27 protein-coding genes are annotated in these 24,933 nt (G+C 70.3%); 16 read left to right on the top strand and 11 right to left on the bottom strand.

What is annotated here, in order from left to right; translation table 11 throughout:
• Positions 1-87: 87 nt before the first annotated feature.
• The 3 genes from APR04_RS05910 to APR04_RS05900 all read right to left on the bottom strand — a co-directional run bounded on the left by APR04_RS05910 (position 88) and on the right by APR04_RS05900 (position 2,873).
• Positions 88-900: a hypothetical protein gene (locus APR04_RS05910; RefSeq protein ID WP_253868467.1), complete on the bottom strand. Its 813-nt coding sequence runs from the start codon at positions 898-900 to the stop codon at positions 88-90.
• 180 nt (positions 901-1,080) lie between these two features.
• Positions 1,081-2,004, bottom strand: coding sequence for a COX15/CtaA family protein (locus tag APR04_RS05905; protein WP_253868466.1), 924 nt, complete (start codon positions 2,002-2,004; stop codon positions 1,081-1,083).
• 143 nt (positions 2,005-2,147) lie between these two features.
• Entirely contained in the window at positions 2,148-2,873 is a 726-nt protein-coding gene (locus APR04_RS05900; protein WP_253868465.1) for an SDR family oxidoreductase, read from the bottom strand.
• A gap of 78 nt (positions 2,874-2,951) precedes the next feature.
• On the opposite strand from APR04_RS05900, the gene APR04_RS05895 reads away from it, so the two are divergent.
• On the top strand, positions 2,952-3,539 hold the full coding sequence (locus APR04_RS05895) for a TetR/AcrR family transcriptional regulator (RefSeq protein ID WP_253868464.1): 588 nt from the start codon (positions 2,952-2,954) through the stop codon (positions 3,537-3,539).
• A gap of 69 nt (positions 3,540-3,608) precedes the next feature.
• Here the strand turns inward: APR04_RS05895 and APR04_RS05890 are convergent, their stop codons facing one another.
• A complete protein-coding gene (locus APR04_RS05890) occupies positions 3,609-4,823 on the bottom strand; it encodes a S8 family peptidase (RefSeq protein WP_253868463.1) in 1,215 nt (404 codons plus the stop codon).
• 404 nt (positions 4,824-5,227) lie between these two features.
• On the opposite strand from APR04_RS05890, the gene APR04_RS05885 reads away from it, so the two are divergent.
• Complete coding sequence (locus APR04_RS05885; RefSeq protein WP_253868462.1) at positions 5,228-5,479, top strand: hypothetical protein; 252 nt, start codon at positions 5,228-5,230, stop codon at positions 5,477-5,479.
• Between the two features lie 103 nt (positions 5,480-5,582).
• On the opposite strand, the gene APR04_RS05880 is transcribed toward APR04_RS05885, so the two are convergent.
• Both APR04_RS05880 and APR04_RS05875 read right to left on the bottom strand, forming a co-directional pair.
• Positions 5,583-6,347 carry an ABC transporter permease gene (locus APR04_RS05880; RefSeq protein WP_253868461.1) on the bottom strand — a complete coding sequence of 255 codons (765 nt, stop codon included), beginning with the start codon at positions 6,345-6,347 and terminating at the stop codon, positions 5,583-5,585.
• Positions 6,344-7,360: an ABC transporter ATP-binding protein gene (locus APR04_RS05875; protein WP_253868460.1), complete on the bottom strand. Its 1,017-nt coding sequence runs from the start codon at positions 7,358-7,360 to the stop codon at positions 6,344-6,346. The genes APR04_RS05880 and APR04_RS05875 overlap by 4 nt, the downstream gene beginning before the upstream one ends.
• A 223-nt stretch (positions 7,361-7,583) precedes the next feature.
• Between APR04_RS05875 and APR04_RS05870 the strand changes: the two genes are divergently transcribed.
• The 9 genes from APR04_RS05870 to APR04_RS05830 all read left to right on the top strand — a co-directional run bounded on the left by APR04_RS05870 (position 7,584) and on the right by APR04_RS05830 (position 15,361).
• A complete protein-coding gene (locus APR04_RS05870) occupies positions 7,584-8,351 on the top strand; it encodes a helix-turn-helix transcriptional regulator (protein ID WP_253868459.1) in 768 nt (255 codons plus the stop codon).
• Complete coding sequence (sufB, locus tag APR04_RS05865; RefSeq protein WP_253868458.1) at positions 8,351-9,799, top strand: Fe-S cluster assembly protein SufB; 1,449 nt, start codon at positions 8,351-8,353, stop codon at positions 9,797-9,799. Before APR04_RS05870 ends, sufB begins: the two co-directional genes overlap by 1 nt.
• 1 nt (position 9,800) lies before the next feature.
• Entirely contained in the window at positions 9,801-11,003 is a 1,203-nt protein-coding gene (gene sufD / locus APR04_RS05860) for a Fe-S cluster assembly protein SufD (RefSeq protein WP_253868457.1), read from the top strand.
• Positions 11,000-11,344, top strand: coding sequence for a non-heme iron oxygenase ferredoxin subunit (locus tag APR04_RS05855; RefSeq protein WP_253868456.1), 345 nt, complete (start codon positions 11,000-11,002; stop codon positions 11,342-11,344). Before sufD ends, APR04_RS05855 begins: the two co-directional genes overlap by 4 nt.
• Before the next feature lie 37 nt (positions 11,345-11,381).
• Positions 11,382-12,152: a Fe-S cluster assembly ATPase SufC gene (gene sufC / locus APR04_RS05850; RefSeq protein WP_253868455.1), complete on the top strand. Its 771-nt coding sequence runs from the start codon at positions 11,382-11,384 to the stop codon at positions 12,150-12,152.
• A 30-nt stretch (positions 12,153-12,182) separates the two neighbouring features.
• Positions 12,183-13,514, top strand: a complete 1,332-nt coding sequence (locus APR04_RS05845; RefSeq protein ID WP_253868454.1) for a SufS family cysteine desulfurase — start codon at positions 12,183-12,185, stop codon at positions 13,512-13,514.
• 55 nt (positions 13,515-13,569) lie between these two features.
• Positions 13,570-14,046 (top strand): Fe-S cluster assembly sulfur transfer protein SufU, encoded by a 477-nt coding sequence (gene sufU, locus APR04_RS05840; protein ID WP_253868453.1) that lies wholly within the window; start codon positions 13,570-13,572, stop codon positions 14,044-14,046.
• 10 nt (positions 14,047-14,056) lie between these two features.
• On the top strand, positions 14,057-14,434 hold the full coding sequence (locus APR04_RS05835; RefSeq protein ID WP_253868452.1) for a metal-sulfur cluster assembly factor: 378 nt from the start codon (positions 14,057-14,059) through the stop codon (positions 14,432-14,434).
• A gap of 369 nt (positions 14,435-14,803) precedes the next feature.
• The gene (locus tag APR04_RS05830; RefSeq protein ID WP_253868451.1) at positions 14,804-15,361 is read left to right on the top strand and encodes a site-specific integrase; all 558 of its coding nucleotides are present in this window, start codon (positions 14,804-14,806) and stop codon (positions 15,359-15,361) included.
• Positions 15,362-15,712: 351 nt separating this feature from the next.
• Here APR04_RS05830 and APR04_RS05825 read toward each other — a convergent pair whose 3' ends face one another.
• The gene (locus tag APR04_RS05825; RefSeq protein WP_253868450.1) at positions 15,713-16,681 is read right to left on the bottom strand and encodes a CPBP family intramembrane glutamic endopeptidase; all 969 of its coding nucleotides are present in this window, start codon (positions 16,679-16,681) and stop codon (positions 15,713-15,715) included.
• Between the two features lie 41 nt (positions 16,682-16,722).
• Positions 16,723-17,370, bottom strand: a complete 648-nt coding sequence (locus APR04_RS05820) for a hypothetical protein (protein WP_253868449.1) — start codon at positions 17,368-17,370, stop codon at positions 16,723-16,725.
• Between the two features lie 115 nt (positions 17,371-17,485).
• On the opposite strand from APR04_RS05820, the gene APR04_RS05815 reads away from it, so the two are divergent.
• The gene (locus APR04_RS05815) at positions 17,486-18,076 is read left to right on the top strand and encodes a TetR/AcrR family transcriptional regulator (protein WP_253868448.1); all 591 of its coding nucleotides are present in this window, start codon (positions 17,486-17,488) and stop codon (positions 18,074-18,076) included.
• 695 nt (positions 18,077-18,771) lie between these two features.
• Here APR04_RS05815 and APR04_RS05810 read toward each other — a convergent pair.
• Together APR04_RS05810 and APR04_RS05805 are read right to left on the bottom strand one after the other, a co-directional pair.
• Positions 18,772-19,419 carry a response regulator transcription factor gene (locus APR04_RS05810; RefSeq protein WP_253868447.1) on the bottom strand — a complete coding sequence of 216 codons (648 nt, stop codon included), beginning with the start codon at positions 19,417-19,419 and terminating at the stop codon, positions 18,772-18,774.
• Positions 19,419-20,615 carry a sensor histidine kinase gene (locus APR04_RS05805; protein ID WP_253868446.1) on the bottom strand — a complete coding sequence of 399 codons (1,197 nt, stop codon included), beginning with the start codon at positions 20,613-20,615 and terminating at the stop codon, positions 19,419-19,421. The genes APR04_RS05810 and APR04_RS05805 overlap by 1 nt, the downstream gene beginning before the upstream one ends.
• Before the next feature lie 163 nt (positions 20,616-20,778).
• On the opposite strand from APR04_RS05805, the gene APR04_RS05800 reads away from it, so the two are divergent.
• Positions 20,779-21,198 carry a DUF6069 family protein gene (locus APR04_RS05800; protein WP_253868445.1) on the top strand — a complete coding sequence of 140 codons (420 nt, stop codon included), beginning with the start codon at positions 20,779-20,781 and terminating at the stop codon, positions 21,196-21,198.
• Between the two features lie 305 nt (positions 21,199-21,503).
• On the top strand, positions 21,504-21,797 hold the full coding sequence (locus APR04_RS05795; protein ID WP_253868444.1) for a hypothetical protein: 294 nt from the start codon (positions 21,504-21,506) through the stop codon (positions 21,795-21,797).
• Between the two features lie 44 nt (positions 21,798-21,841).
• Here the strand turns inward: APR04_RS05795 and APR04_RS05790 are convergent, their stop codons facing one another.
• Positions 21,842-22,660 (bottom strand): TspO-related membrane protein, encoded by an 819-nt coding sequence (locus APR04_RS05790; protein ID WP_253868443.1) that lies wholly within the window; start codon positions 22,658-22,660, stop codon positions 21,842-21,844.
• Positions 22,661-22,796: 136 nt separating this feature from the next.
• Between APR04_RS05790 and APR04_RS05785 the strand changes: the two genes are divergently transcribed.
• Positions 22,797-24,311: an SDR family oxidoreductase gene (locus tag APR04_RS05785; RefSeq protein WP_253868442.1), complete on the top strand. Its 1,515-nt coding sequence runs from the start codon at positions 22,797-22,799 to the stop codon at positions 24,309-24,311.
• Positions 24,308-24,889 carry a sigma-70 family RNA polymerase sigma factor gene (locus APR04_RS05780; RefSeq protein ID WP_253868441.1) on the top strand — a complete coding sequence of 194 codons (582 nt, stop codon included), beginning with the start codon at positions 24,308-24,310 and terminating at the stop codon, positions 24,887-24,889. Before APR04_RS05785 ends, APR04_RS05780 begins: the two co-directional genes overlap by 4 nt.
• The last annotated feature ends 44 nt before the right edge of the window (positions 24,890-24,933 follow it).

Raw genomic sequence — 24,933 nt, 5'->3', positions numbered from 1 at the left:
GGCGCGCCGTCGGGCTGCTCCGCGTGTGCTCCCGTCGGGCGTTCTGCTCGGTGCCCTGGAGCGGCTCGTGAGCCGGACGCCCCCGGTTCACACGGTGCGGGCCTCGGGTGGGTCGCCGGCGTCGACGCAACGGCGGAACAGGCCGACCAGCCGGCGCACGTCGTCGGGACGCACGGTGAACCGGTTCTCCACGACCTCGCCGTCGGCGTTCAGCTGAGCCTCCCACCCCACGGCGTCGTCCCAGACCACCAGGCTCATCGAGGCCTCTGACGGCACCCGGTCGTTCCGGACCGTGTGGACCTGGATGCCCGCCTGCTCGTGCTGCGCGACGAGGTCGCGCGTCTGGTCGGTCATCTCGTCGTAGGCGAACACCCGCGCGACCCGGACGCCGCGCTGCACCGCACGCCGGTTCTCCTCCCAGTACTTGGGCCCCACGAAGGCCTGCTCCCCGGTATGGGTCCGCAGGTTCGTGATGGCCCACATGGTGCTCTTGGCCTCCCTGGTGGCCCGGACGATCAACCGGTAGTCGCTGCCGGGAAACCTCATCCGTCCGGACGCCAGCTCCTCGACGTCCTGGAGCAGGCGGTCGACGCGTCGCTGCGCCTCGGCCTCGACCTGGGATCCTGGGTACCGCTCTGACACCTCGATCAGCCAGTCCGCGACCTGCTCCATGCGGGACTCGAGCTCGGGCGCCCGGGCGAACCGCTCCCGCCACCGGAACCGTCGTTCGGCCAGCACGATCGACTCGAGGACGAGAGTGATCGCCGTACCGACGAGACCGACGATCAGTGGCTCCGCACCGGTCGCCAGGCCGGACACGTCGAGGACCACCGAGACGACGACGGAGAAGAGCACACCAGCCACGAGGACCGGGTCGAGATACCTACGGACTCGCTGCATCGATGCAACCCTTTCGGCGGTGCCCGGGATTCCCGTGACGACCCTAGCGGCACGGCCTCCGCGCCGTCAGTCCTGAGGCCGCACCGTCCTCAGTGCCGTCCGTGGTCGACGTTCAGGCGCGGACCTCGCTGGGGCAGTACACCGCCCAGCCGGCTACGCAGCGGTCAGGGCCGTCGCGGCTCAGCGCACCCGGGTCGTCAGCCAGACCCGCGTGGTGCCGGCGATCAGGACGGCGGCGCCGATCATGTGCAGCCCCACCAGCAGCTCGGGCAGGTCGGTGAAGTACTGCACGTACCCGATGAGGCCCTGCGCCAGCGTGATGGCGAGCAGGATCAGTGCTGCGCGCCGTACCGGTGCGGGTCCGCCGCGAGCTGCTACCAGGTAGGCGGCCAGGGCGGCCAGGAACACCCACACCGCGGCGGCGTGCCACCTGGTCAGCAGCGCCGGGTCGACGGCGATCCGGTAGCCCACCTCGGCGTCGCCGCTGTGGGGGCCCGCGCCCGTGGTCAGCACGCCGAGCACGACCACGACGGCGGTCAGCGCGGCGAGCGCCCAGGCCAGGGCGCGGACACGGGGCCCGACCACGCGGGTAGGGGCCTTGTCGCCCTCGTCGTGCCGGTGCAGCACGTACAGCGACGCCGCCACGAGAGCGGCCGACACGCCGAAGTGCAGGGACACCCAGCCCGGGTGCAGGTGCAGCAGCACCACGACGCCGCCGATCAGGGCCTGCGCCAGCACGCCGAGGAGCGGCACCAGGCCGAGCAGGCGATAGGACTGCGACCGCTTCAGGTCGGTGCACACCGCGACGGCGAGCAGGACCCCGATGAGTGCCAGCACGCCGGTCAGCGTGCGGTTCCCGAACTCTATGTACGGGTGCAGGGTCGTGGCCTCGTGGAACTGCGGCGTGAACTGGCCGGGCTCGCACTGCGGCCAGGTCGAGCAGCCCAGTCCTGACTTGGTCAGGCGCACGGCACCGCCGGTCCCGATGATGCCGATCTGGCCGATCAGGTTCGCGACCAGGATGGCGCGCGTCCAGTGGCGGAAGCGGTCGATCCAGCCGGCGAACGCGGCGAACCGGGACGTGGGGGCGGCGGTTGCGGTCACAGCCCAACGCTAGCGGCCGACGGCGGCGTCGCGCCCCGCATGCGGTCCTGACCGGGTGTGATCTGTGCCCGGGCGCAGAGGAGGGGCCGGATGCGGGCCGACCCCTCCTGCCGTGGCAGTCCTGCTGGGCCAGTCCTGCCGGTTCAGGGCACGAACGCGCCGAGCTGCTCGTCGAGCCAGGGGTAGAGCTCTTCGGCCCTGGTGCCCATCCGGGACCTCAGGTCACGCGTCGGCTCGTCGGCCAGCACCTCGAGCGCGCCGTCCGCGACGCCGTCGTAGGCCTGGGTGACCACGCTCTCGGCGCTGACCTTCGGAACGTCCCATCGCTGAGCCATCGGCGTGTCCACCATGCCGACGAGGAGGCCGACCACGTGCGTGCCCTGGGCCCGCAGCTGGAGCCGCAGCCCGTTGGTGGCCGACCACATCGCCGCCTTCGACGCCGCGTAGCCGGTCGGCACATTGCTCCAGGCTGCCGCGGACAGGATGTTCAGGAGGGTTCCGCCGCCGTTGGCCGCGAGCACCGGCGCGAAGGCGTTCGCGACGCGCAGCGTGCCGAAGAAGTTCGTCTCGAAGGTGCGACGCAGCTCGTCCTCGGGCCCCGAGAGGGAGTCATCGGCCAGCGCGATGCCCGCGTTGTTGACCAGCAGGTCGACATCGGAGGCCGTGGCGGCCGCTCGGGTGGCGTCGTCGGGGCCGGTGAGGTCGAGGCTCAGCTGCTGGATCCGTGGGTCCGTCCAGCGCCCGGGGGAGCGGGTCGCCGCATAGACCTTGCGGGCCCCGCGGTCGAGCGCCTGCTGCACGAGCTGCGCTCCGAGGCCGCCGTTGGCGCCCGTCACGAGCACCGTCCGGCCGTCGAGTGTCTGGTTCATCTATACTCCTCGATCATGTGGGGAGTGTCCCCGGATCAGTATGTGGGGACGCTCCCCGTTTACGCAAGGAGAGATGCCATGCCTGCTGCTCGAGGTGCTCCCGCACCAGCGCCGCGGCCCTTGCGGGCCGATGCGCGACGCAACCGCGACGCGGTCCTGCGCGCGGCGCGCGAGACCTTCGCGGAGGACGGCGTGCTCGCCTCGCTGGACGGCATCGCCCTGCGGGCCGGGGTGGGCAACGCCACGCTCTACCGGAACTTCCCCACCCGGGACGACCTGCTGGCAGCGGTCATGGAGGACTACATCGGCACGGCGCTGGCCGACGCCGACGAGCTAGCTCGTTCGCGCCCCCCGCGGGAGGCGCTCGTGGAGTGGCTGGTGCGGCTGACGTGGCAGCTGCGCATCTGGCACGACCTGCCGTACTGCGTCGCCACCGCGTACGACGACCCCGAGTCGCCGCTCTACTCCGCGTGCAACCCGCTCCTCGTGCGGACGGGTGACCTGCTCGACGCCGCGAAGTCGTCGGGCGACGCGGCCGACGCCGTCACCCGCGACGAGGTGTTCGAGCTGGCCACGACACTGTCCTGGGGAGTCGACCGGTTCGGTGACGACGAACGGGCCGGGCGCCGTCGGGTGGAGATGGGGACGGCGGGCATCTTCGCCTGACGGACCCGGGGGCCACGAAGGGACCCCGGCCGGGTGCCGGGGTCCCTTCGGGATCTGTGGGTGTGGTCGTCAGAGGCCGCTGACGTTCAGCAGCAGGTTCGGCGAGCCGGTGCCCGGGTCGGTCACGACGTCCGGCAGGGCAGCGCCCGACAGGCTGGCGCCGACCTCGGCCGGGGTAGCCGCGGGGTTGCCGGACAGCACGAGCGCCGCAGCGCCCGCGACGTGGGGTGTGGCCATCGAGGTGCCGCTGATCGTGTTGGTGTCCATGTCGCCGGTGTACCAGGCCGACGTGATGCCGGTACCCGGCGCGAAGATGTCCACGCAGGTGCCGATGTTCGAGTACGCGGCGCGGGCGTCCGAGTCCTCGGTGGCGCCCACCGTGATCGCCTCAGGGGTGGAGCTCGGCGAACCGTCGCAGGCATCGGCTCCGCTGTCGTTGCCGGCAGCGAGGGCGAAGGTGACGCCGTCGGCGACGGCCGTGGAGACGGCGTCGTTCACGGCCTGCGAGAAGCCGCCGCCGAGCGACATGTTGGCCACGGCGGGCTCGCCGGCCTGGTGGTCCGCGGTCACCCAGTCGATGCCCGCGATGACGCCGTCGAAGCTGCCGGAGCCGCCGCAGTCGAGAACCCGCACACCGACCAGCGAGACGTCCTTCGCGACGCCGTAGGCCGAACCACCCACGGTGCCGGCCACGTGCGTGCCATGACCCGCGCAGTCGGTGGCGTCGTCGTCACCGTCCACGGTGTCGGTGCCGCTGACGGCGCGACCGCCGAAGTCCTCGTGGGTGTTCAGGATGCCCGTGTCGACGATGTACGCCGTCACCCCGGACCCGGTGCTCTCGTACGTGTACGAGTCGTCGAGGGGCAGCTCCACCTGGTCGATCCGGTCCAGGCCCCAGGAAGGGACCGGCGACTGGGTGTCGCTGGCTGTCATCACGCGGTTCTGCTCCACGTACGCCACCGACGGGTCTGCCTCGAGCTGCTTGGCCTGGCCCGGCGACATCGACGCCGAGAAGCCCCGTACCGCGTTGGTGTACGAGTGCCGCACCTCGCCGCCGTACTTCTGCACCAGGCCCTTGGCCGTGCTCCTGACCTCTGCCTTGGCGACGTCGGAGTCCTCGAGCACGACGATGTACGAGTCCTCGATCAGTGCGCCCGCGACGGGCGCAGGGGCCTCGTCCGGTGTCGCGTGCGTCATGGCCGCAGCGGCTGGAGCCGCTGCGAGGGCGATGGCGATACCGGCGCCGACGATCAGCCGACGGCGGTTGCTGTGAGTGGAAGTCACGCTGCCTCCCTGGGGAATGTAGGTGAAGTGAACCCTAAAAGGGCAAATTTCACCCGCCTACTCGCGAAAGAGTCATACCGAGCCGCTATGAGTGAGGGTAGGTAGATTCCCGCGGCGAACCGGGTTGGCGCGTCGCCGGTTTCCAGCGCTTGATTCATTTTGAATCAAGCGTTAGATTCGTCTGCAAGGAGGTAGCCATGTCAAACGCGTTGGCGAAGAGCGAGTCGGGTCTGAGGTCGGCGTACGCGCATGCCCGTCTCGCTGAGATAGAACGCACCCGCCGGATCTACCAGGCCGCTGAAGCCGGGATGGCGCAGCGGGAGATTGCTCGAGCTGTGCACATGTCGCAGGCGAGTGTCCACCGTGTGATTGCTCGGGCCAGTGCGGTTGGTGTGGCCCCTAGCGTGGAGGAGATCGTGCTCCAGCGGCATGTTGGGCTCCTGATCGCCACGGAGATGTTCGAGCTCCTCGCAGCCCTGGAGTCGTGGGTGCCACGCGTGGTCGACCCCGTGGACGGTGTGCTGCCTGGTTCTTCCGAGGAGGATGTGGAGGCGCTCCTGGCTGACGGCTTCATCAGTGAGGCGGAGGCGGACCGAATCCTGGACTTCCACCGCGACGCTGATGGAGTACGACAACGGCAGGCTCACAACCGTTGATGCCAAGCCACCACGAGCGCTCGGCTGCGAGACTCGTCCAGACCGTTGGACGCCGGTGACGATGCCGCGCACGCCGAGTCTGGACAGGCCGTGACGACCCGGTTCAGTGCCAGCGGAAGAGCCGGGCCGCACCCGCGCCGAGCGCCGCGGTCCAGCCCAGCAGGATGACCACGGAGAACGCCGGGACGGACCCGTGCAGCAGCGCTCCGCGCATCGCCTCGCCCAGGGCGCCCGACGGCAGGAGCACCGCGACGTGCGCCAGCGGGCCGGCGAGCTGCGCGGCGGGCAGGAGCACGCCGCCGCCCACCGTGAGGAGCACGAGCACCAGGTTGGCCACGGCGAGCACGCCCTCTGCGCGCAGCGTTCCGGCCAACAGGAGGGCGAGGGCGGTGAACGCAGCGGTACCCAGCAGCCCGGCGCCGACGACGGCGGGCAACGCGCCCAGCTCCGGCCGCCAGCCGAGTGCCAGTGCGGTGCCCGCGATGACGATCACCTGGACCACCTCGACGGCGAGAACGCCCAGCACCTTGCCGGCCAGCAGCCCGGTGCGGCCCAGCGGGGTGGTGGCCAGCAGGCGCAGCACGCCGTTTCGACGGTCGAAGGCGGTGGCTATCGCCTGCGACGTGAACGCAGTGGACATGACGGCCAGCGCCAGGACGCCGGGCGTCACGAAGTCGATGCGCGTGTACCCCTGCGTGTCGAGGTCCACGAACGAGGTCCGGACCAGGCCGACGAGCACCAGGACGGGCAGCACTATCGTCACGAGCAGCTGCTCGCCGTTGCGCAGGATCGCCCGCGCCTCGAACGAGGCCTGGGCCGCGATCCGGCGGACGGCGGGCGCGGCGGCCGGAACGGTCTGGACGCTCATCGCAGGTTTCTCCCCGTGAGGTCGAGGAATACGTCCTCGAGCGTGCGGCGGCCGGTGGTGACCGACCGGGCCAGCACGCCCCGGTCGGCGAGCCACGCGGTCACGTCGGCGAGTGCCGCGGCGTCCACCGGTCCGGTCACGGTGTACACGCCGGGCTCGGGCTCCGCGGCTGCCCACGAAGGGTTGGGACCGAGGGTGGTGAGCAGGCCCGTCAGGTCCAGGCCGGGCGTCGCCTCGATGCGTACCGTGCCGGGGCCGGTGTCGCCGTCGGTCAGCTCGCGGACGCTGCCGGAGGCGATCAGGCGCCCGTGGTCCACGATGTGGACGTGGTCGGCGAGGTCGGCTGCCTCGTCCATGAGGTGGGTGGTCAGGACGATGGCGACGCCGTCGGCGCGCAGCTCGCGCACGAGGTCCCAGACGGCGCGCCGGCTCTGGGGGTCCATGCCGGCGCTGGGCTCGTCGAGGAAGACGACGTCGGGCCGCCCGACGACCGCTGCGGCGAGGGCCACGCGCTGGCGCTGCCCGCCGGACAGGCGGCGCACCGTGGTGCGGGCGAAGCCGTGCAGGCCCAGCCGTTCGGCGAGCTCGTCCACGGAGCGCGGGGCCGCGTACATGGCGGCGACGTGGCGCAGCAGCTCGAGGGCACGCACGCCGGTGGGCAGGCCGCCGTCCTGGAGCATGACGCCGACGCGAGGGCGCAGCGCCCGGGCGTCGGCGACGGGGTCGCGGCCCAGCACGCGGACGGTGCCGCCGTCGGGGGAGCGCAGGCCCTCGCAGCACTCGATGGTGGTCGTCTTGCCCGCGCCGTTCGGTCCCAGGACGGCGGTGACGGCGCCTGGCCGGGCCACCAGGTCGAGACCGTCGACGACCGCGCGGCCGTCGTAGCGTTTGACGAGGCCACGCACTTCCACGGCGACCTCGCGGTCGGCTGCGGCGTCAGCGGGGCTGGTTGTGGCGGCGCTCGCGGTGACCGCCTGGGCGGGGTCGATCGCGGGCGCGTCGGACAGGGGCACCGAACAATCGTAGGCGGCGGTGCGGGGAGCGTCGGCGCAGTACGTGTCCCGGGTGTGGACCGGACGTGTGAGATGTGTCGCGATCGGCCCGAACTGAGGCTCGCCTTCCTTGCGCATCTTGAATTAGGGAACAAGGATGTTCTCAAAAGCATTGGCGTCTAGGAAGGCGTGCATACCCGGGGGCGAAGCCTGCCCTCGGACCGACGTGAGGGAGGTGACCAGCATGAGCGCACCGACACAGGTGCCGGTCGGCCACGTGGCGAGCCACGAGACCGACGGCACCACACGTCGACGAGTGCTCGAGCTCGTCGCGTCCCGCGGCCCGGTCACCGCCGGCGCCCTCGCCGCTGTCCTCGAGCTCACGGCCCCGGCCGTGCGCAGGCACCTGGCCCTCCTGGAGGAGGACGGCAAGATCACCGTGCACGAGGCCTCGCGGTCGGGTGCTCCCCGGCGTGGGCGCCCCGCGCGGCGGTACGTCGTCACGGGTGGCGGCCAGTCCGAGCTGGCGGGCGGCTACCAGGAGATCGCCCGGCAGGTCCTGCGGTTCCTGCGGGAGACGGGCGGCAGCGAGGCGGTGGCGGGTTTCGCCAAGGAGCGGTTCGACGCCGTCGCCAGCAGCTACGCGCCGCACCTCACCGCCGACACCGCGGAGGGCCGGGCCGCCCAGCTCGTCCAGCTGCTGTCCGCCGACGGCTATGCCGCGTCCGTCCGGCCCGTTCCCGCTCCGCTGACCGGCCCGACGGCCGGCACCGTGGCGCGGGCGGTCCAGCTCTGCCAGGGGCACTGCCCGGTCCAGCACGTGGCCGAGGAGTTTCCTGAGCTGTGCGAGCAGGAGGCCCGCGCGTTCAGCGAGCTGCTGGGCTCGCACGTCCAGCGCCTCTCGACCATCGCCGGCGGCGCGCACGCCTGCACGACGAATATCCCCGTGAACCTTCCCTTGCCCACCCCCGCGACGAACATCCCCGCGACGACCCCCACCGAAGGAAAGTGATGAGCGCAGAAACGCAAGCGCCAGAACAGAGCTCCGGCCGGCAGACCGATGACGAGATCATCTCGTCGATCGGCTCTTACGAGTACGGCTGGCACGACAGCGACGCCGCGGGCATGTCCGCGCAGCGAGGCCTGAGCGAGGAAGTGGTCCGCAACATCTCGGCTCTGAAGAACGAGCCCGAGTGGATGCTGAACCAGCGTCTCAAGGCGCTGCGCCTCTTCGGCAAGAAGCCCATGCCGAGCTGGGGCTCCGACCTGTCGGGCATCGACTTCGACAAGATCAAGTACTTCGTGCGCTCCACGGAGAAGCAGGCCACCTCTTGGGAGGACCTGCCCGACGACATCAAGAACACGTACGACAGGCTCGGTATCCCCGAGGCCGAGAAGCAGCGCCTCGTCGCGGGCGTCGCCGCCCAGTACGAGTCCGAGGTCGTCTACCACCAGATCCGCGAGGACCTGGAGGAGCAGGGCGTCATCTTCGTCGACACCGACACGGGCCTGCGCGACTACCCCGAGCTGTTCCAGGAGTACTTCGGCACGGTCATCCCCTCCGGTGACAACAAGTTCTCCGCGCTGAACTCGTCCGTGTGGTCGGGTGGCTCGTTCGTCTACGTGCCGCCGGGCGTGCACGTGGAGATCCCGCTGCAGGCCTACTTCCGGATCAACACCGAGAACATGGGCCAGTTCGAGCGCACGCTGATCATCGCCGACGAGGGCAGTTACGTGCACTACGTCGAGGGCTGCACGGCGCCGATCTACACGTCGGACTCCCTGCACTCGGCAGTGGTCGAGATCATCGTGAAGAAGAACGCCCGCGTGCGCTACACGACGATCCAGAACTGGTCGAACAACGTGTACAACCTGGTCACCAAGCGCGCCACGGCCGCTGAGGGTGCCCAGATGGAGTGGGTCGACGGCAACATCGGCTCCAAGGTCACCATGAAGTACCCGGCGATCTACCTGCTGGGCGAGCACGCCCGCGGCGAGACGCTGTCCATCGCCTTCGCGGGCGAGGGCCAGCACCAGGACGCCGGCGCCAAGATGGTGCACGCGGCGCCGAACACCTCGTCGTCGATCGTGAGCAAGTCCGTGGCGCGTGGCGGCGGTCGCACGTCCTACCGTGGTCTGGTCCAGGTGCTCGAGGGCGCCTCCCACTCCGCGTCCAACGTCCTCTGCGACGCGCTGCTGGTGGACCAGATCTCCCGCAGCGACACCTACCCCTACGTGGACGTCCGCGAGGACGACGTGTCCATGGGTCACGAGGCCACGGTCTCGCGGGTGAGCGAGGACCAGCTGTTCTACCTCATGTCCCGAGGTATGGAAGAGACCGAGGCCATGGCCATGATCGTGCGCGGGTTCGTCGAGCCCATCGCGCGTGAGCTGCCCATGGAGTACGCACTCGAGCTCAACCGCCTCATCGAGCTGCAGATGGAAGGGTCCGTCGGCTGATATGACTCTCACGACCGATCACACGCGCGCTGTTGCCGACGGCGCCCACACGCACGGCGCCGTCAAGCCCCAGGGCTCGCGCGCAGAGCGCCGCACCTCCTTCTCCCTCGAGGACATCCCCATCCCCAACGGCCGCGAGGAGGAGTGGCGCTTCTCCCCGGCCGACCGCCTCCAGCCGCTGTTCCAGGCAGACCTCGGCACCTCCGGCGTCACGGTCGAGGTGTCCGCGGCCCCCGAGGTGGTGGTGGAGACCGTCGCTCGCGACGACGCCCGCCTCGGCACGGCCGGCAAGCCCGGCGACCGCACGGCCGTCACCGCGTGGAACGCCTTCGAGCAGGCCACGATCGTGACGATCCCCAAGGAGGCCGTGGCCTCCGAGGTCACCTCGGTGCGCCTGACGGGTGTGTCGAAGGACGCGACGGCCGCCCACGTGCTGGTCCGCGCCGAGCGGCACTCCGAGGCCGTGGTGGTCCTGGACCACGACGGATCCGGCACGCTCGCCGAGACGGTCGAGATCGTCGTCGAGGACGGCGCGCACCTCACCGTCGTCAGCGTCCAGGACTGGGCTGCCGGCGCCGTGCACGCTTCCTCGCACCGGGCCCGCCTGGGCCGCGACGCGAAGCTCAAGCACGTCGTGGTGACGTTCGGCGGCGACGTCGTGCGCGTCACCCCGGACACGGAGTTCACCGCCACCGGCGGTGAGGTCGAGATGGTGGGCCTCTACTTCGCGGACACCGACCAGCACCAGGAGCACCGCCTCTTCGTGGACCACGCGGTGCCGGACTGCAAGTCCCGCGTGACCTACAAGGGCGCCCTGCAGGGTTCCGGTGCGCACACCGTGTGGGTGGGCGACGTCCTGATCCGGGCCGCCGCAGAGAACACCGACACGTACGAGCTCAACCGCAACCTCGTCCTGTCGGACGGCGCGCGCGCGGACTCCGTGCCGAACCTCGAGATCGAGACCGGCGAGATCGCCGGCGCCGGCCACGCCAGCGCCACCGGCCGGTTCGACGACGAGCAGCTCTTCTACCTCCAGGCCCGGGGCATCCCCGAGATCGAGGCCCGTCGTCTCGTCGTGCGCGGCTTCTTCGCCGAGCTCATCCACGAGATCGGCGTCCCCGAGGTCGAGGAGCGCCTGCTCGCCTCCATCGAGGCCGAGCTGGAGAAGTCGATGAGCGTGATCACCGGAGCGCCGACCGCATGACCGCGCAGCTCGCCTGTATGACCGACGACCTGGGGCCGGAGGAAGCGATGCTCGTCGAGCTCGACGGCGCCGACGGTGCCCCGGTCCCGGTCGCCGTGGCGCGCGACGCAGACGGCACCTTCCACGCCATCTCGGACATCTGCTCCCACGGCGCCGTCTCGCTGTCCGACGGCGAGGTGGAGGGCTGCCTCGTGGAGTGCTGGCTGCACGGCTCGCAGTTCGACCTGCGGACCGGCCAGCCCGTCCAGCTTCCGGCGGTGCGCCCCGTGCCCGTCTACCCGGTGACCGTCGACGGCGAGCGGGTGCTCGTCGACATCGACGTCACCGTGCCCGTCTCTTGAACAACTGACTTCGCAAGCTAACCCAGGAGTAACCGATATGCCCACCCTCGAGATTCGCGACCTGCACGTCAGCGTCGAGACCAAGGAAGGCCCCAAGCCGATCCTGCGCGGTGTCGACCTGACCATCGCCAGCGGTGAGACCCACGCCATCATGGGTCCCAACGGCTCCGGCAAGTCGACCCTCGCGTCGGCGCTCGCCGGCCACCCCAAGTACACGGTCACCTCGGGTACCGCCACGCTCGACGGCGAGGACCTGCTGACGATGACCGTCGACCAGCGCGCCCGCGCCGGCCTGTTCCTCGCCATGCAGTACCCGGTCGAGGTCTCCGGTGTCTCGGTCGCCAACTTCTTGCGCACCGCCAAGACCGCCATCTCCGGCGAGGCCCCCAAGCTCCGCACCTGGGGCAAGGAGGTCAAGGGCGCGATGGAGAACCTCCGCATGGACCCGGCCTTCGCCGAGCGCTCCGTGAACGAGGGCTTCTCCGGTGGCGAGAAGAAGCGCCACGAGATCCTCCAGATGGAGCTCTTCAAGCCGCGCTTCGCGATCCTCGACGAGACCGACTCCGGCCTCGACGTCGACGCGCTGCGCGTCGTGTCAGAGGGCGTGAACCGGGCCAAGGAGGAGACCGACATCGGCATCCTGCTCATCACGCACTACACGCGCATCCTGCGTTACATCAAGCCTGACTTCGTGCACGTCTTCGTCGACGGCAAGATCGCCGAGGAGGGTGGCTCCGAGCTGGCCGACCGCCTCGAGGAAGAGGGCTACGACAAGTACCTCGGCGCGAACAAGACGGTCTCGGCCTGATCCACTGCTGACGCATCGCGAAGGGACACCATGACCACCACCGACACCGTGCGTCCGGGCGACATCGCCCCGGGCGACGCCACCGCCGTCGAGATCTCGACGACCGAGCTGGCCGCCGTCCGGGCGGACTTCCCGCTGCTCGAGCGCACGGTGCGGGGCGGTCAGCCGCTGGTGTACCTGGACTCCGCCGCGACGTCCCAGAAACCGCAGGTGGTGCTCGACACCGAGGTGGACTTCTACGAGCAGCGCAACGCAGCGGTCCACCGCGGTGCGCACCAGCTCGCAGAGGAGGCCACCGAGGCGTTCGAGCAGGCGCGCGCGGCGGTCGCCGCGTTCGTCGGGGCGGACGACGGCGAGATCGTCTGGCAGTCGGGCGCTACGGCCGCGATCAACGTCGTGGCCTACGCCTTCTCCAACGCGACCCTCGGTCGCGGGGGAGAGGCGGCCGCGCGGTTCCGGCTCGCGCCGGGCGACGAGATCCTCGTGACCGAGGCGGAGCACCACGCCAACCTCGTCCCCTGGCAGGAGCTGAGCGCACGTACGGGCGCCACCCTGCGCTGGATCCCGGTGACCGACGACGGCAGGCTCGACCTGTCGGACCTCGACACGCTCCTCACCGAGCGCACCAAGGTGCTCGCGTTCGGGCACGTCTCGAACGTGACCGGGGCCGTGGCGCCCGTCGCCACGCTCGTGGCGGCGGCTCAGCGCGTCGGCGCCCTCACGGTGCTCGACGCGTGCCAGTCCGTGCCGAACATGCCGGTGAACTTCCACGAGCTCGGCGTCGACTTCGCCGCGTTCAGCGGGCACAAGATGCTCGGGCCCACCGGCGTCGGCGCCCTGTACGGGCGGCGCGAGCTGCTCGCAGCCATGCCGCCCACCATCACCGGTGGGTCCATGGTCGAGGTGGTGACCATGGAGAGCACCACCTACGCGCCGCCCCCGCAGCGCTTCGAGGCCGGTACCCAGATGGTCGCCCAGGCCGTCGGCATGGGGTGCGCGGCGCAGTACCTCGGCGAGCTCGGCATGGCCGGCGTCGCCCGGCACGAGACCGAGCTGGCCGCCGAGCTGCTCAAGATCGCCGAGATCCCGGGTGTCCGGGTGATCGGTCCGCTCGATACGGCCGATCGCCTCGCCGTGGTCTCGTTCGTGGTCGACGGCGTGCACGCGCACGACGTCGGGCAGGTGCTCGACGACAAGGGCATCGCTGTCCGGGTGGGCCACCACTGCGCGCAGCCGCTGCACCGCCGGTTCGGCGTGGCCGCGACGGCGCGCGCGTCGGCGTCCGTCTACACGACGGTCGAAGAGGTCGTGGCGTTCCGGGAAGCGTTGGCGGGGGTCCGCGCGTTCTTCGGAGCAGAGTGAGAACTTCGGCCGGACTGTTCGGACGGTTGTTCGGACGATCAAGAGAGGCAGCGTCGTGAGTACGCTCGAGCAGATGTACCAGCAGGTGATCCTGGACCACGCGAAGCGTCCGGTGGGCCACGGGCTCGTCGACCTGGCGGCCGTGGAGGGGCACCTCGCGGGGGAGTCGCACCAGGTGAACCCGACGTGCGGTGACGAGGTGACCCTCCGGGTCGACGTCACGCCGGAGGGCACGGTGGCGGGCGTCTCGTGGGAAGGGCAGGGATGTTCCATCTCCCAGGCGTCGGTGTCGGTCATGACATCGTTGGTCGAGGGCGTTCCTCTCGCTGAGGTGGCGCGGCTCGACGGGCTGTTCCACGACCTCATGTCGTCCCGAGGCAAGGGCCTGGGCGACGAGGCCGAGGACGCTCTCGGCGACGCGGCGGCCTTCACCGGTGTGTCGCAGTACCCCGCGCGAATCAAGTGCGCGCTGCTCGGTTGGGCAGCGCTCAAGGACTCGCTGGCGCGCAGTGGCGCGCTGGCAACGAGGTGAGGAGAGACCGATGACTGAGGCGAGCACCGAGGTCGGGCAGGAAGCCCCGGCCGCTCCCGCTGACGGGGTGGGCTCTTCGCCCACCACCGCGGTGGACGTCGAGGAAGCGATGCGCGACGTGATCGACCCCGAGCTGGGCATCAACGTCGTCGACCTGGGCCTGGTGTACGGCGTCCAGGTGGACCAGAACAACCACACGACCATCGACATGACGCTCACGTCGGCGGCCTGCCCGCTGACGGACGTGATCGAGGACCAGACCGCGCAGGCGCTCGAAGGCATCGTCGACGGGTTCCGCGTGAACTGGGTCTGGATGCCGCCGTGGGGTCCGGAGAAGATCACGGACGACGGCAAGGAGCAGCTGCGGATGCTCGGGTTCAACGTCTGAGCCGGAGGTGCAGCGCAGGGTGCGGGCCGAGGAACGAGGCACGCGCCCGTAGCGGAACCGCAGGCTCAGACGTCGGAAGCACGTCTGAGGATCGAGGAGGTCGGGCGGCAGGTCCCTGAACTGGGGAAATGTCGCCTGACCTGCTGTTTCTTCTTCGGGCCCGTGAGACGGAAGTGGACGCGAGTGGCCTCGTGAGGCCATGCGGAGGAAGCGCGGTCGCGGACGTGGCACGGACAGGAGAAGTCCGACGGACGTGGCGCGCTGTACTCGGCCTATCAGACACTGTCGTCGATCCTGAACGACGCCGTCGACCACGAGCTGCTCGACGCCTCGCCGGCGAAGGTCAGGGGAGCCCTGCGGTACAAGGCGGTGCACGAGCCGATCGTGGTGACTGCCGACCAGATGTGGCGGATGACCGAACTGATGCCGGCATACCTTCAAGCGATCGTGCCGCTGGCTGTTGGCGCGGGTCTGCGCAATGGGGAACTGCGAGCGTTGCGGCGGCGGCACCTTGACCTCTCGGACCCGACGCGGGCAAAGGTGGCAGTGCGGGGCACCGCAGCGAATCAGAAGGTCGCCGGCAAGTACAACCAGATCGGGCCGCCGAAGACTGACGCCTCCTACCGAGACGTGGCAATCCCGTCGTTCGTCGTGCCGATCCTCAAGGAGCACCTGGCGAGGTTCTCTCCGCCAGGACCGGACGGGATGCTCTTCCGGGCGAAGCGCGGGGGTGTGCTGCACGCTTCGATCATCGAGCGGAACTGGTCTGTGGTTCGTGTTGCCGTGGGACTCGACGAGCTGCATTTTCACGACCTGCGCCACACAGCCTTGACCTGGGCGGCGCGATCGGGAGCCACGTTGGCGGGAGCTGATGGCGATCGCTGGGCACAGCAACCCCACCGTGGTTCTTCATTACCAGCACCTTGAACCGGCCCGGGTTCCCTGCCGCTACTTTGCGGGTTCGGGCTCTCGGGTGAGGAGGATGGGCAGCATGGCGGTTCTCCCTCGGCGCGGTGATGTCTGCGCTGGGAAGGTGTGCCGCCCGCACCACAACCAAGGGCGTCGGGGCGTGCTGCGGGAGCCAATAGCTCTCGTCGGTGACGTACATGGTTCTGTGCCCGGCGTGGTCGAGTGACAGGCTGATGAAGGTGCCGTCGTTGAGTTCGATTCCCGTCGGGCGGCTGATCGGTCCGCCGCCGGGGCGAAGCGTCACGGGTGATCTCATTCCCGTGACGGTTTGCCCAGGGAGCTCGTCGGGCGCGGCCGAACGGCCCTGCCTCAGCGCGTGGCGGCGGGTCGCGCAAGTGGAGTGAGCGCGGGTCCGGACCTGCGGGTCCACCACCACACGAGGGCGGTGATCACTATCACCGCCGCGGTCGGGATGAGCTGGGTGGGCGAACCGACCCCCGCGGATCGGTCGGCGAGCGCGCCGCCGAGATCGATGCGGAACAACGGCGCGCCGAGGAGGGCGACCGTGTTGAGGACGGCGTGGAGGACTATCGCGATCTCGAGGCCGCCCGTGCGCCACGTGATGATCGCCAGGCAGCACCAGAGCACCATGTACCAGGTGTTGATGTACACATCGGTGGAGGCGTGGACCGCGGTGAAGATGATGCTCGAGACGAGGACCCCGGCGATGAGCCCGGCCCGGCGGCTGCGCGTCCAGCTCCCGATCACACGGAACATCAGCCCTCGTGCGCCGTACTCCTCTCCTGTGGTCTGCAGCGGTGTGAGCAGAAGAGTGCCGACGAAGATGCCGATGAGGTCCAGGCGCGACCAGGGCACCTCGTCGCTGGGTCCGAAGAACCCGATGACGTTCACGAGCAGCCAGGCAGGCCCGAACACGATGAGCGCCTTGCCGAGCACATCGAACCGGAATCGAGAGGTCACCGAGTGCAGGGACGCGGCGGGGATGCCGTAGAGCCAGCGCTGGATGAGCATGCTCCACGGCGCAAGCAGGGCGAGGGAGATCATCGAGCCCGCGTGGTACAGCGGCGTGTAGTCGTTGCCACCGAGGATCGGTGTCGTGTTTCCCATCTGCAGGTCGACGAGTCCCAGGAGCCGTCCGATGACGGTCGGGAAGACGACGATCCCGGCCAGCAGGAGCACGATCGCGAGGATGCCACGTCCGATGCGACGTCTGTCGCCGGCAAGGACGCGGTGGTACTCGACCCCGCCTGGTACGGCCTGCGCGTGGCGCGATTCTCCGGGGCTGAGCAGCCAGCTGGGCGCGACGGTTGTTGCCATGGGTTCTTTTCTCCTTGAGCCGTTTAGTTGCCGGAGTTCGGTCAGTTGCCGGCCATGTCGAGCAGGGGCGTGTACCGCAACCGGAGTGCTCGTTCCATGCTCGCCAGCACTGCCCCGGCGCCGAGGGCGAGGTTGAGCCACAGCGGAAGGTGGATGGGGGACTCGAAGGTTCCGAGGCTCTCCGCGATCGGCGGGATCTGGGAGATCGGTTCTGCGACCTGGAGCAGGTTCAGACCGATCCCTATGACGAGCATCAGGATCGAGACGCTTCCGATCGTCCGGCTCAAGACCGGATGATCCGCGTCGAGGCGGGCCCGACGGCCTTCCGCGGAAGCGGGGTCGGGGCTGAGCTGCTGTGGTGTGCCCTGGGCGGGAATGTAGTGACAGCGCCTGACCCCGAAGTTGCTCATCGTTACCGCGATCCTGCCGCCGTCGACGGGAAACGACGCCGGCACCTTCGATTCAGCCTCATGTCTTTCGTCGATGAACAGGTGAGCCCGGACCTTGCTGTCGTCGAGCCGCGCCCAGTGCCGGACGTCGACGGCAAACGTTCCGACACCGCCATCTGAGCTGGTCAGCTGGATCGAGAACAGCGAGCGAACCGGCATCTGCCACCAGCGGAATCGCTGCAGCGGCCGGCCGTCACCCGGCTTGACTCGCCTTGCCGCCCACCACTGCCCCACGCTCATGTGACCAGCCTTTCTCGACAGCTCAGATCTACTAGTACAGTGTGATAGTCAGGACGCTATCACACTGTGTTAGTAGACTGTGGCGTGAGGATCACCCGGCTTCGGAGGAGGAACGTTGAGCAGTTCGCGCGAGGAGGTGCTGAAGGCGGCTGCCGAGATGATCGCCGAAGACACGGCCGCAAAGCTGAGCGTTCGGGCCGTCGCGGCACGCGCCGGCGTGAGCACGGGGTCCCTGCGGTTCCACTTCCCCACCCAACGCGACCTGCGGGAAGCGGTACTCGGGCGGATCTACGAGCACGTCATGCCGGACGACCCGATCCGGGACCGGTCCCTCCCCGCCCGGGACCGGTTGGTCAACTGCCTGCGGCAGGTGCTGGCACCGGCAGGTGTCGGCGCAGACGCGCGACGGGGATGGACCATCGCCTACGAGGCCTTCATCGCGCCCGAACCGACCGAGCAGGTTCGCGCCGCGTACCTCGCTCACGAACAAGCGGGAAGTCGCCGTATCGAGTACTGGCTCACCGTGCTCGCAGCGGAGGGCGCCCTGCCTCGGCAGGACCACATTCGCGCCGTGAGATTCCTGGCCACGGTCCTCGACGGGCTCTCCGTCGAACGAGCGCTTCCCGCCGGCGAATCCATCCTGAGAACCGAGACCGAGACGCTCTACACAGCCGTAGACGCCGTCCTCAACCAGGGAGCAGCCTGATGGTGCCGTGTAGGTGATGCGGTCGCCGTCGAGCCAGGGCTCGACGTTCACCTAGACCTCGGCGTCCACCCGTGACCAGGCGAATGGCGATGTCACACAGGAGTGGGGCGGCGCGGTGGCCCTGCTCTGTGAGGCGGATCTGCCAGAGATCAAGTGACGGGCTCGACCGACTGCGCCCTCGGGTCGGTGGCGGCGAGTGGCCTCCCTCAATGACGCACCTCCGTGGCGGACGGACGAGATCACTGATGAGCGGCTGATCCAGCTGGGTGACCGTGACGCGATCCTCGTCTACACGGGTCGTGCTTACCGTGACGGCGATGAGCCCCAGCTTCCTGTACCCGCGAGGCGCGTTCGCTGGGGCCGCCCGACGTCAAGCAGGGCATCGTCGGTGTTGATCAGCGCCGTGGCCAGCTCCTGGCGAGCGGTCTCGCCTGCGGGGAAGCTGGTGGTCGCATCCACCGATGCCAGGAGCGACGCCAGATTTTCGTCAGCCTCCCCCTCCCGCTCGACGTGGGCGGAGACGTTCTCGAAGGAGGCGGGCGCTCGCCTCTCACGGACCAGAGTCGGCCATGCGCGCACCGGTACGTCACGGAGCTCATCGACTCTGCAGTCCGGGGCCGCACCGGAACCTGGACGCCGGAGAAGGGCGGTGTTCCACAAGCCTCAAGGCTTCCGAGACACGCCGTAGCCGGACCTCAGTCCGCGCCGGCCTGCTGGACCAGCAGCGCCACCTGCGTGCGGTTCTCCACGCCGAGCTTCACGAGCACGCTCGAGACGTGCGCCTTCACCGTCGGGATGCTGAGGTGGAGCCGCCGCGCGATCTCCGCGTTGGACGTGCCGCGCCCGATCTCCACGGCGACCTCGCGCTCGCGGCTCGTGAGCCGGTCCAGCGCGGCCCGTGCTTCCCCCGCCCCGCCGCCCCCGGCGGCGACGGTGTCCATGAGGCGGCGCGCGATGTCGGGCGCGAGCACCGGCTCGCCCACGGCGGCCGCGCGGACCGCCGCCGCTATGCGCGCCGGCGGCATGTCCTTGAGCAGGTAGCCGGCGGCACCGGCGCGCAGCGCGCCGACCACCTCGGCGTCGGTGTCGAAGGTCGTGAGCACCACGACGGCGGGCGGGGACGGCCGGGACCGCACCCGGCGGGTGGCCTCGATCCCGTCGACACCTGGCATCCGCAGGTCCATGAGCACGACGTCGGCCGGGTGGGCGTCGAGCACCCGGGGCACGTCGCCGCCGTCGCAGGCCTCACCGACCACGCGGATCCCGTCGGCGCCGTCGAGCATGAGGCGCAGTCCGGCGCGCACCAGCGCGTCGTCGTCGACGATCACTATCCGGGTCTCCATCAGCGCCACGGTATCCGCACGTCCAGGAGGAAACCGGTGGGGGAGCGGCCTGCGTCGAGCGTGCCGCCCAGGAGCTCGACCCGCTCGCGCAGGCCGACCAGTCCTGTGCCCGGGGTGCCGCTCTCGGGGCGGGCCGGGCCGTCGTCGGCCACGGTGACCAGGACCTCGTCCACGCGCGTGGTCACCGCGACGCGGACCGCGGCGCCGGGCGCGTGCCGCCGCGCGTTGGTGAGTCCTTCCTGGACCACGCGGTAGGCGGCGGTGGCGACGGCGGGCGGCGCCCCGTCGCCGTCCGGCCCGTCCGGTAGGTCGAGGTCGAGGTCGACGGCGGTGCCGACGGACCGGGCGGCGTCGACCAGGCCCCGGATGTCGGCGAGGGTGGGTGGCGGAGCCAGGCGGTCCGAGCCGTCGCGGAGCAGGCGCACCAGCTGCCGCAGGTCCTCCAGCGCGTCCGCCGCGCCGGTCCGGATCCGGCCGGCGGCGGCCGCGAGCTGCTCCGACGGGGCGTCCGGCCGGAACTCGACGGCGCCCGCGGTGGCGGCCAGCAGGGACAGCCGGTGGCCGAGGGCGTCGTGCATCTCGGCGGCGATCCGGTTGCGCTCGGCGGCGCGGGCCTCTGTCAGTGCCCTGCCCCGGTCGGTCTCCGCGCGGCGAGCGCGTTCCCGCAGGTCGCGCAGCACCTGCGCTCGTGCCTGCCAGAACGCGCCCCAGCCGAGGAGCGCCGCGTGCACGGCGACGTCGCACAGCAGCCACCAGCCCCACGGCAGGGCCGTGGGGCGCCAGAGGGCCTGAACGGCATGTGCGGCGACGCCCGCGACCGCGACGAGGACCGCCGTGCGGAGGGGGAACCAGCGCGCGACCTGCAGCGTGCCGGCGGTCGCCGCGGGCGTGGCGACGGGCGAGACGGCGGCGAGGACCGTGAGGCCCAGCACCACCGCCACCGGGTGCCGTGACCAGAGGAAGGGGACGAGGGCGAGCGCGATGACTGCCACGGCGGAGTCCAGCACCGTGAGCTGGTCCGGGCCGAGGAGCCCGGAGACCGCCGACCGCTGGGCCAGGACCGCCCAGACCATCAGGGCGGCGAGCACCACCACGGCAGGCACCGCCGTCCGCCACGGCGACCCTCGTCTGCGGCCGAGCCGTCCGGGACGGGTGTCGCCGTCCGGCGGGCAGTCCTGCGCGTCATCACGTGTCATGTCGGCGACCCTACGTACGGCGGCCAGGGCACAGAACCGACCGAAGTAGGGGGACCCCCGACTGAAGGGCCGGTCGGGTCGGTACTGCAGGCTGATGCCCGGCGGGCCGGTCCCCGGGAGGCTGGCTCAAGGCACGACGGACGTGCCGAGAAGGAGGACTCCCATGACCGAGATCTCAACAGCAGCAGCTCAGCGTAGGTGGCCCGCCTGGACGGTGCCGTTCGTCGGCGCGGCGGCCGCCGTGGCGGTCTGGCTGGTCGGTGCGGCGCTCGGCGTCGAGCTCGAGGCGCGCACCGGAGCGAGCACCCAGTCCGTCTCGGTGGTGGCCATGCTGGTCGCCGCGCTCGTCAGCGGACTGGTGGGCTGGGGCGTGCGGACCGTGATCGGGCGGCTCGCGAAGGGCGGCGGCGAGGTGGCATGGCTGGTGCTGTGCGGCGTCGTCCTGCTCGGGTCGCTGGTGGGCGCCGCTTCCGGCACCACACCGGGGGCCGTCACGGTACTGATGGTCGCGCACGTCGTGGTGGGTCTGGTCGTGGCGCTGGGCCTGCGTCACGGCTCGGGGACCGCCTCAAGGACCTCGTAGTGCGGGCTACCGTGCGTCCATCCGAATACTTCTGGCGCACCGCATGCTTGCGTCCAGCCGCCCCCTGAGGCGGGGCAAGACCCGTCGCTTCTGGGACACGAGGTTCAAGGTCTTGAACTCGCTTGCGAACAGGCTCGGTGCCGTCCTCTTCGGACGTACGCGGGAGCGTCAACCTGCACTCTGACAGCGTTATCCAGCGCGTGTGGCTCGGGAGCGGTCTCGGTCTCCCGCGCACCGAGCGATCCTGCACTAGTGCACAGGAGCCGTCGGAACTGGCCAGGCGTACGCGTCCATACGGTGTCCGCATGCGCTATCTGGAAGGGCCCTTCGAGCCCGGCACGATGGTCAACTACGTGCGCGGTACCGCGGTGAACATCGAGTCCGAGGCCGGTGCCGAGCTCGACACCGGGATGACCAGCAAGCAGTGGACCGTCGCACGGCTCGCCGTCGACGGTCCACTGGTCGCCCAGGTGACGGAGCCAGGCACGGAGCTCGATCTCGAGTCGCTGTTCTCGTTCGGGCTCGAACGCCTGCTCGACGGCCTGACGCTGCTGCTCACCTCCAGGCGCCGCCTTGCCCAGGGCAGATGCTCCGGTTGAGCGGGCTTCTTCGTTGCTCAGGAGGCGTCTTCCGCGCTGCGTGGTCAGGCGCCGACCTTGGCGGTCTCGCGGGCGGCGCGCACGCGCAGTACCAGGGTGACGCCGAGCACGGTGACAGCGACTGCCGCTGCGGCCGTTGCCGTCGGTCCTGAGTGCGGCATGGTGTCCCACCGGGCCACGGCGATCCAGGCCAGGCCCCAGGCGATCGCCGCGGCCACGGCGATACGGCCCCTGCTCCGTGTCGCCAGAGCGATCCCGATACCGCCGAGGACCACCAGCATCGTGACCGCCCACGTCTCAGGGTCAAGGCCGGCTCCGTCGAAACCGGAGCTGGTGAGGGCCGCCGCGACGTTGGCCGCGGTGGCTACGCAGACCCAGCCCAGGTAGACGCCGAGGGTCCCATCGACGAGAACACGTTCCAGCGGCCCGCTCGCACGGGACCGCATCAGGATCACCAGGACCCGGCAGAGCAGGGCGAGCAGTACCGCGATGACCGCAACGCTCGCCCAGATCCAACCGGCCTGGACCACCAGGATCCACGCCGTGTTGAGCAGCATCGTCCCGGCGACCGGCAGCCGGAGGTGGCGCTGCCGGGCAGCGGATGCCGGTGTGGGGAACCACTGCAGCACCGTGTATCCCGCGAGCCCGAGATAGACCACCGTCCAGACCGAGAAGGCCCCGGACGCCGGGGCGAGCAGCGTGGCGTCGGCAGCGAGCGCACCGTCTGCTGCGGACGCGATCGGTGTGCCGCCGAACACGCCGACTCCGATCATGGAGCCGACCAGGCACACCAGGAAGCTGGCGGTGACGACGATCTGCTGAGCCCGGTCCCTGGAACGTCGGTCGGTTGCGTGGTCCGTCATGAAGCCCTCCTTATGGGCGGCCTGAGCCGATCTGTTAGAGGTCGCGCAGGCCGATGACTGTGGCGTTCGCTAGCCTATCTAGGAATACGTTCAGTCACACGAGGGCGAGCGAGGAAGCGGGAGCGGTCGCAATGACATGGATCGAACGACGGCGGACGCGCCGGTGACGGGCCAGTTGCGTGTCCTGGTGACCGGGGCCACCGGTTATATCGGGGGGCGGTTGGTGCCTGAGCTGCTGGCTGCCGGGTACGACGTGCGCGTGCTGGCCCGCCATCCGGACCGGATCGCCTCCCGCGACTGGTCCGACGACGTGGAGGTGGTCGCCGGTGACGCCACCTCACGCGACGACCTGCGCAGGGCGCTCGACGGCGTGGACGTTGCCTACTACCTGATCCACGCGCTGGGGACCGGTTCGGGCTTCGCCGAGCGCGACCGCCGTACCGCGCGAGGCTTCGCGGTCGTGGCGCGGGAGATCGGCGTCGGCCGCGTCATCTACCTCGGTGGACTGTACCCGGACGGTGAGCGGCTCTCGCCCCACCTGGAGTCCCGTCGGGAGGTCGAGCAGATCCTGCTCGACGGCGGCGCGCCGACCCTCGTGCTGCGCGCCGCGGTGATCCTCGGCTCGGGCAGCGCGTCCTTCGAGATGATGCGGTACCTGACGGAGCGTCTGCCGGCGATGGTCGCGCCGCGCTGGATCAACAATCGCATCCAGCCCATCGCCGTGCGCGACGTCCTGCGCTACCTCGTCGGAGCGGCCGGCATCCCGACGACGGTCAGCCGCGGCTTCGACATCGGCGGACCCGACGTCCTGACCTACCGCGAGATGATGCAGCGCTATGCCGCCGTCGCCGGGCTTCGCCCCCGGTTCATTCGTGCCGTGCCCGTGCTGACGCCCGGGCTGGCCAGCCACTGGGTCGGTCTCGTGACCCCGGTGCCGCCGGGAATCGCGCGACCGCTCGTGGGGTCGCTGGTGCACGAGGTCGTGGCCCAGGAGCACGACATCAAGGAGTACGTGCCTGACCCGCCCGAGGGGCTCATCGACTTCGACACGGCGGTCGAGCTCGCGCTCGCCCGGATCCGCGACCTGGACGTGCGCACGAGCTGGGTCTCGGCCTCCACTCCCGGCGCGCCGTCCGACCCCCTGCCCGAGGATCCGGACTGGGCCGGCGGGAGTCTGCTCGTGGACGACCGGTCGAGCGAGGTGGATACGACGAGCGAGGCGCTCTGGACGGTGATCGAGGGCATCGGTGGCGCGCGTGGCTGGTACTCCTGGCGTCTGGGCTGGGTGGCCCGCGGCGTCATGGACCGCCTCTTCGGTGGTCCCGGACTCCGGCGGGGCCGCAGGCACCCGGACCGCCTCGCTCCCGGCGACGCGCTCGACTGGTGGCGGGTGGAGACGGTCGACCCAGGTCGGCTGCTGCGGTTGCGGGCCGAGATGCGTCTGCCTGGACTGGCCTGGCTCGAACTGTCCATCGAGGGCGACACCGCTGAACGACCCACGTTCCGCCAGCGTGCGATCTTCTCGCCGCGGGGGCTACCCGGACAGCTGTACTGGTGGGCGATCAGCCCGTTCCACGGCATCGTGTTCGGTGGGATGCAGCGCAACATCGCCCGCGCAGCCGAGGAGCAGAACCGCAGGAGGAGGCCGTGAACAACGCGAGCCGCTCCTCGTCGGCCTCGGGCTCCGCCGGCCCAGCGCTCGTGGCGTGCGTCGGAGCAGATCCCGCCACTTTCGGTCCCGTCTACGACGCACTGGCGCCCGTGGCCTTCGGCGTCTCGCTCGGTGTGGTGAGCAACGCGGATCGCGCTGCCGAGGTGACTCGAGACGTCATGATGGAGGTCTGGCAGACCGCCGCGCTGTACGACCCTGCACACGCTTCCGCCAGGACCTGGGTCGCTACGATCGCTCGCCGGCGAGCTTGCGACCACGTCCGGGCCGAGCGTTCCGGGCGCGACCCAGGCTTGCGCGACCTGGCTGTCGATGCCGGAGCCGTAGCCACACCTGACGACGCCCGTGACGTCGATGCCGGGGTCAAGGACGAAGCCCTGCGCCGTCACCTGGACTCGCTGGCACCGGATCAGCGCGAGGCCATCACCGTGGCCTGCTGCCGAGGCCTCACCTATCGTGAGGTCGCCGATCACCTCGGCGTGGAACCCTTGACAGTCAAGACCCGTATTCGTGACGGGCTCGAGTGCTTGTGCGGTCACCGGGGTCGCCCGCGCGCCTGACGACGAACCCCGCCCGCCCGTGTGCGAGGTGCGGTCGGACGACA

Origin of the sequence: Promicromonospora umidemergens (genome assembly GCF_024171995.1) — a bacterium.
Lineage (GTDB): Bacteria > Actinomycetota > Actinomycetes > Actinomycetales > Cellulomonadaceae > Promicromonospora > Promicromonospora umidemergens.
This window is presented reverse-complemented; position numbering and strand designations above follow the sequence as displayed.

Coding starts and splice junctions, on each gene's coding strand:
- APR04_RS05910 (WP_253868467.1), bottom strand. CDS start 900: ATGCAGCGAGTCCGTAGGTATCTCGACCCGGTCCTCGTGGCTGGTGTG.
- APR04_RS05900 (WP_253868465.1), bottom strand. CDS start 2,873: ATGAACCAGACACTCGACGGCCGGACGGTGCTCGTGACGGGCGCCAAC.
- APR04_RS05895 (WP_253868464.1), top strand. CDS start 2,952: ATGCCTGCTGCTCGAGGTGCTCCCGCACCAGCGCCGCGGCCCTTGCGG.
- APR04_RS05880 (WP_253868461.1), bottom strand. CDS start 6,347: ATGAGCGTCCAGACCGTTCCGGCCGCCGCGCCCGCCGTCCGCCGGATC.
- APR04_RS05870 (WP_253868459.1), top strand. CDS start 7,584: ATGAGCGCACCGACACAGGTGCCGGTCGGCCACGTGGCGAGCCACGAG.
- sufB (WP_253868458.1), top strand. CDS start 8,351: ATGAGCGCAGAAACGCAAGCGCCAGAACAGAGCTCCGGCCGGCAGACC.
- sufD (WP_253868457.1), top strand. CDS start 9,801: ATGACTCTCACGACCGATCACACGCGCGCTGTTGCCGACGGCGCCCAC.
- APR04_RS05855 (WP_253868456.1), top strand. CDS start 11,000: ATGACCGCGCAGCTCGCCTGTATGACCGACGACCTGGGGCCGGAGGAA.
- sufC (WP_253868455.1), top strand. CDS start 11,382: ATGCCCACCCTCGAGATTCGCGACCTGCACGTCAGCGTCGAGACCAAG.
- APR04_RS05845 (WP_253868454.1), top strand. CDS start 12,183: ATGACCACCACCGACACCGTGCGTCCGGGCGACATCGCCCCGGGCGAC.
- APR04_RS05835 (WP_253868452.1), top strand. CDS start 14,057: ATGACTGAGGCGAGCACCGAGGTCGGGCAGGAAGCCCCGGCCGCTCCC.
- APR04_RS05825 (WP_253868450.1), bottom strand. CDS start 16,681: ATGGCAACAACCGTCGCGCCCAGCTGGCTGCTCAGCCCCGGAGAATCG.
- APR04_RS05820 (WP_253868449.1), bottom strand. CDS start 17,370: ATGAGCGTGGGGCAGTGGTGGGCGGCAAGGCGAGTCAAGCCGGGTGAC.
- APR04_RS05810 (WP_253868447.1), bottom strand. CDS start 19,419: ATGGAGACCCGGATAGTGATCGTCGACGACGACGCGCTGGTGCGCGCC.
- APR04_RS05805 (WP_253868446.1), bottom strand. CDS start 20,615: ATGACACGTGATGACGCGCAGGACTGCCCGCCGGACGGCGACACCCGT.
- APR04_RS05800 (WP_253868445.1), top strand. CDS start 20,779: ATGACCGAGATCTCAACAGCAGCAGCTCAGCGTAGGTGGCCCGCCTGG.
- APR04_RS05795 (WP_253868444.1), top strand. CDS start 21,504: ATGCGCTATCTGGAAGGGCCCTTCGAGCCCGGCACGATGGTCAACTAC.
- APR04_RS05790 (WP_253868443.1), bottom strand. CDS start 22,660: ATGACGGACCACGCAACCGACCGACGTTCCAGGGACCGGGCTCAGCAG.
- APR04_RS05785 (WP_253868442.1), top strand. CDS start 22,797: ATGGATCGAACGACGGCGGACGCGCCGGTGACGGGCCAGTTGCGTGTC.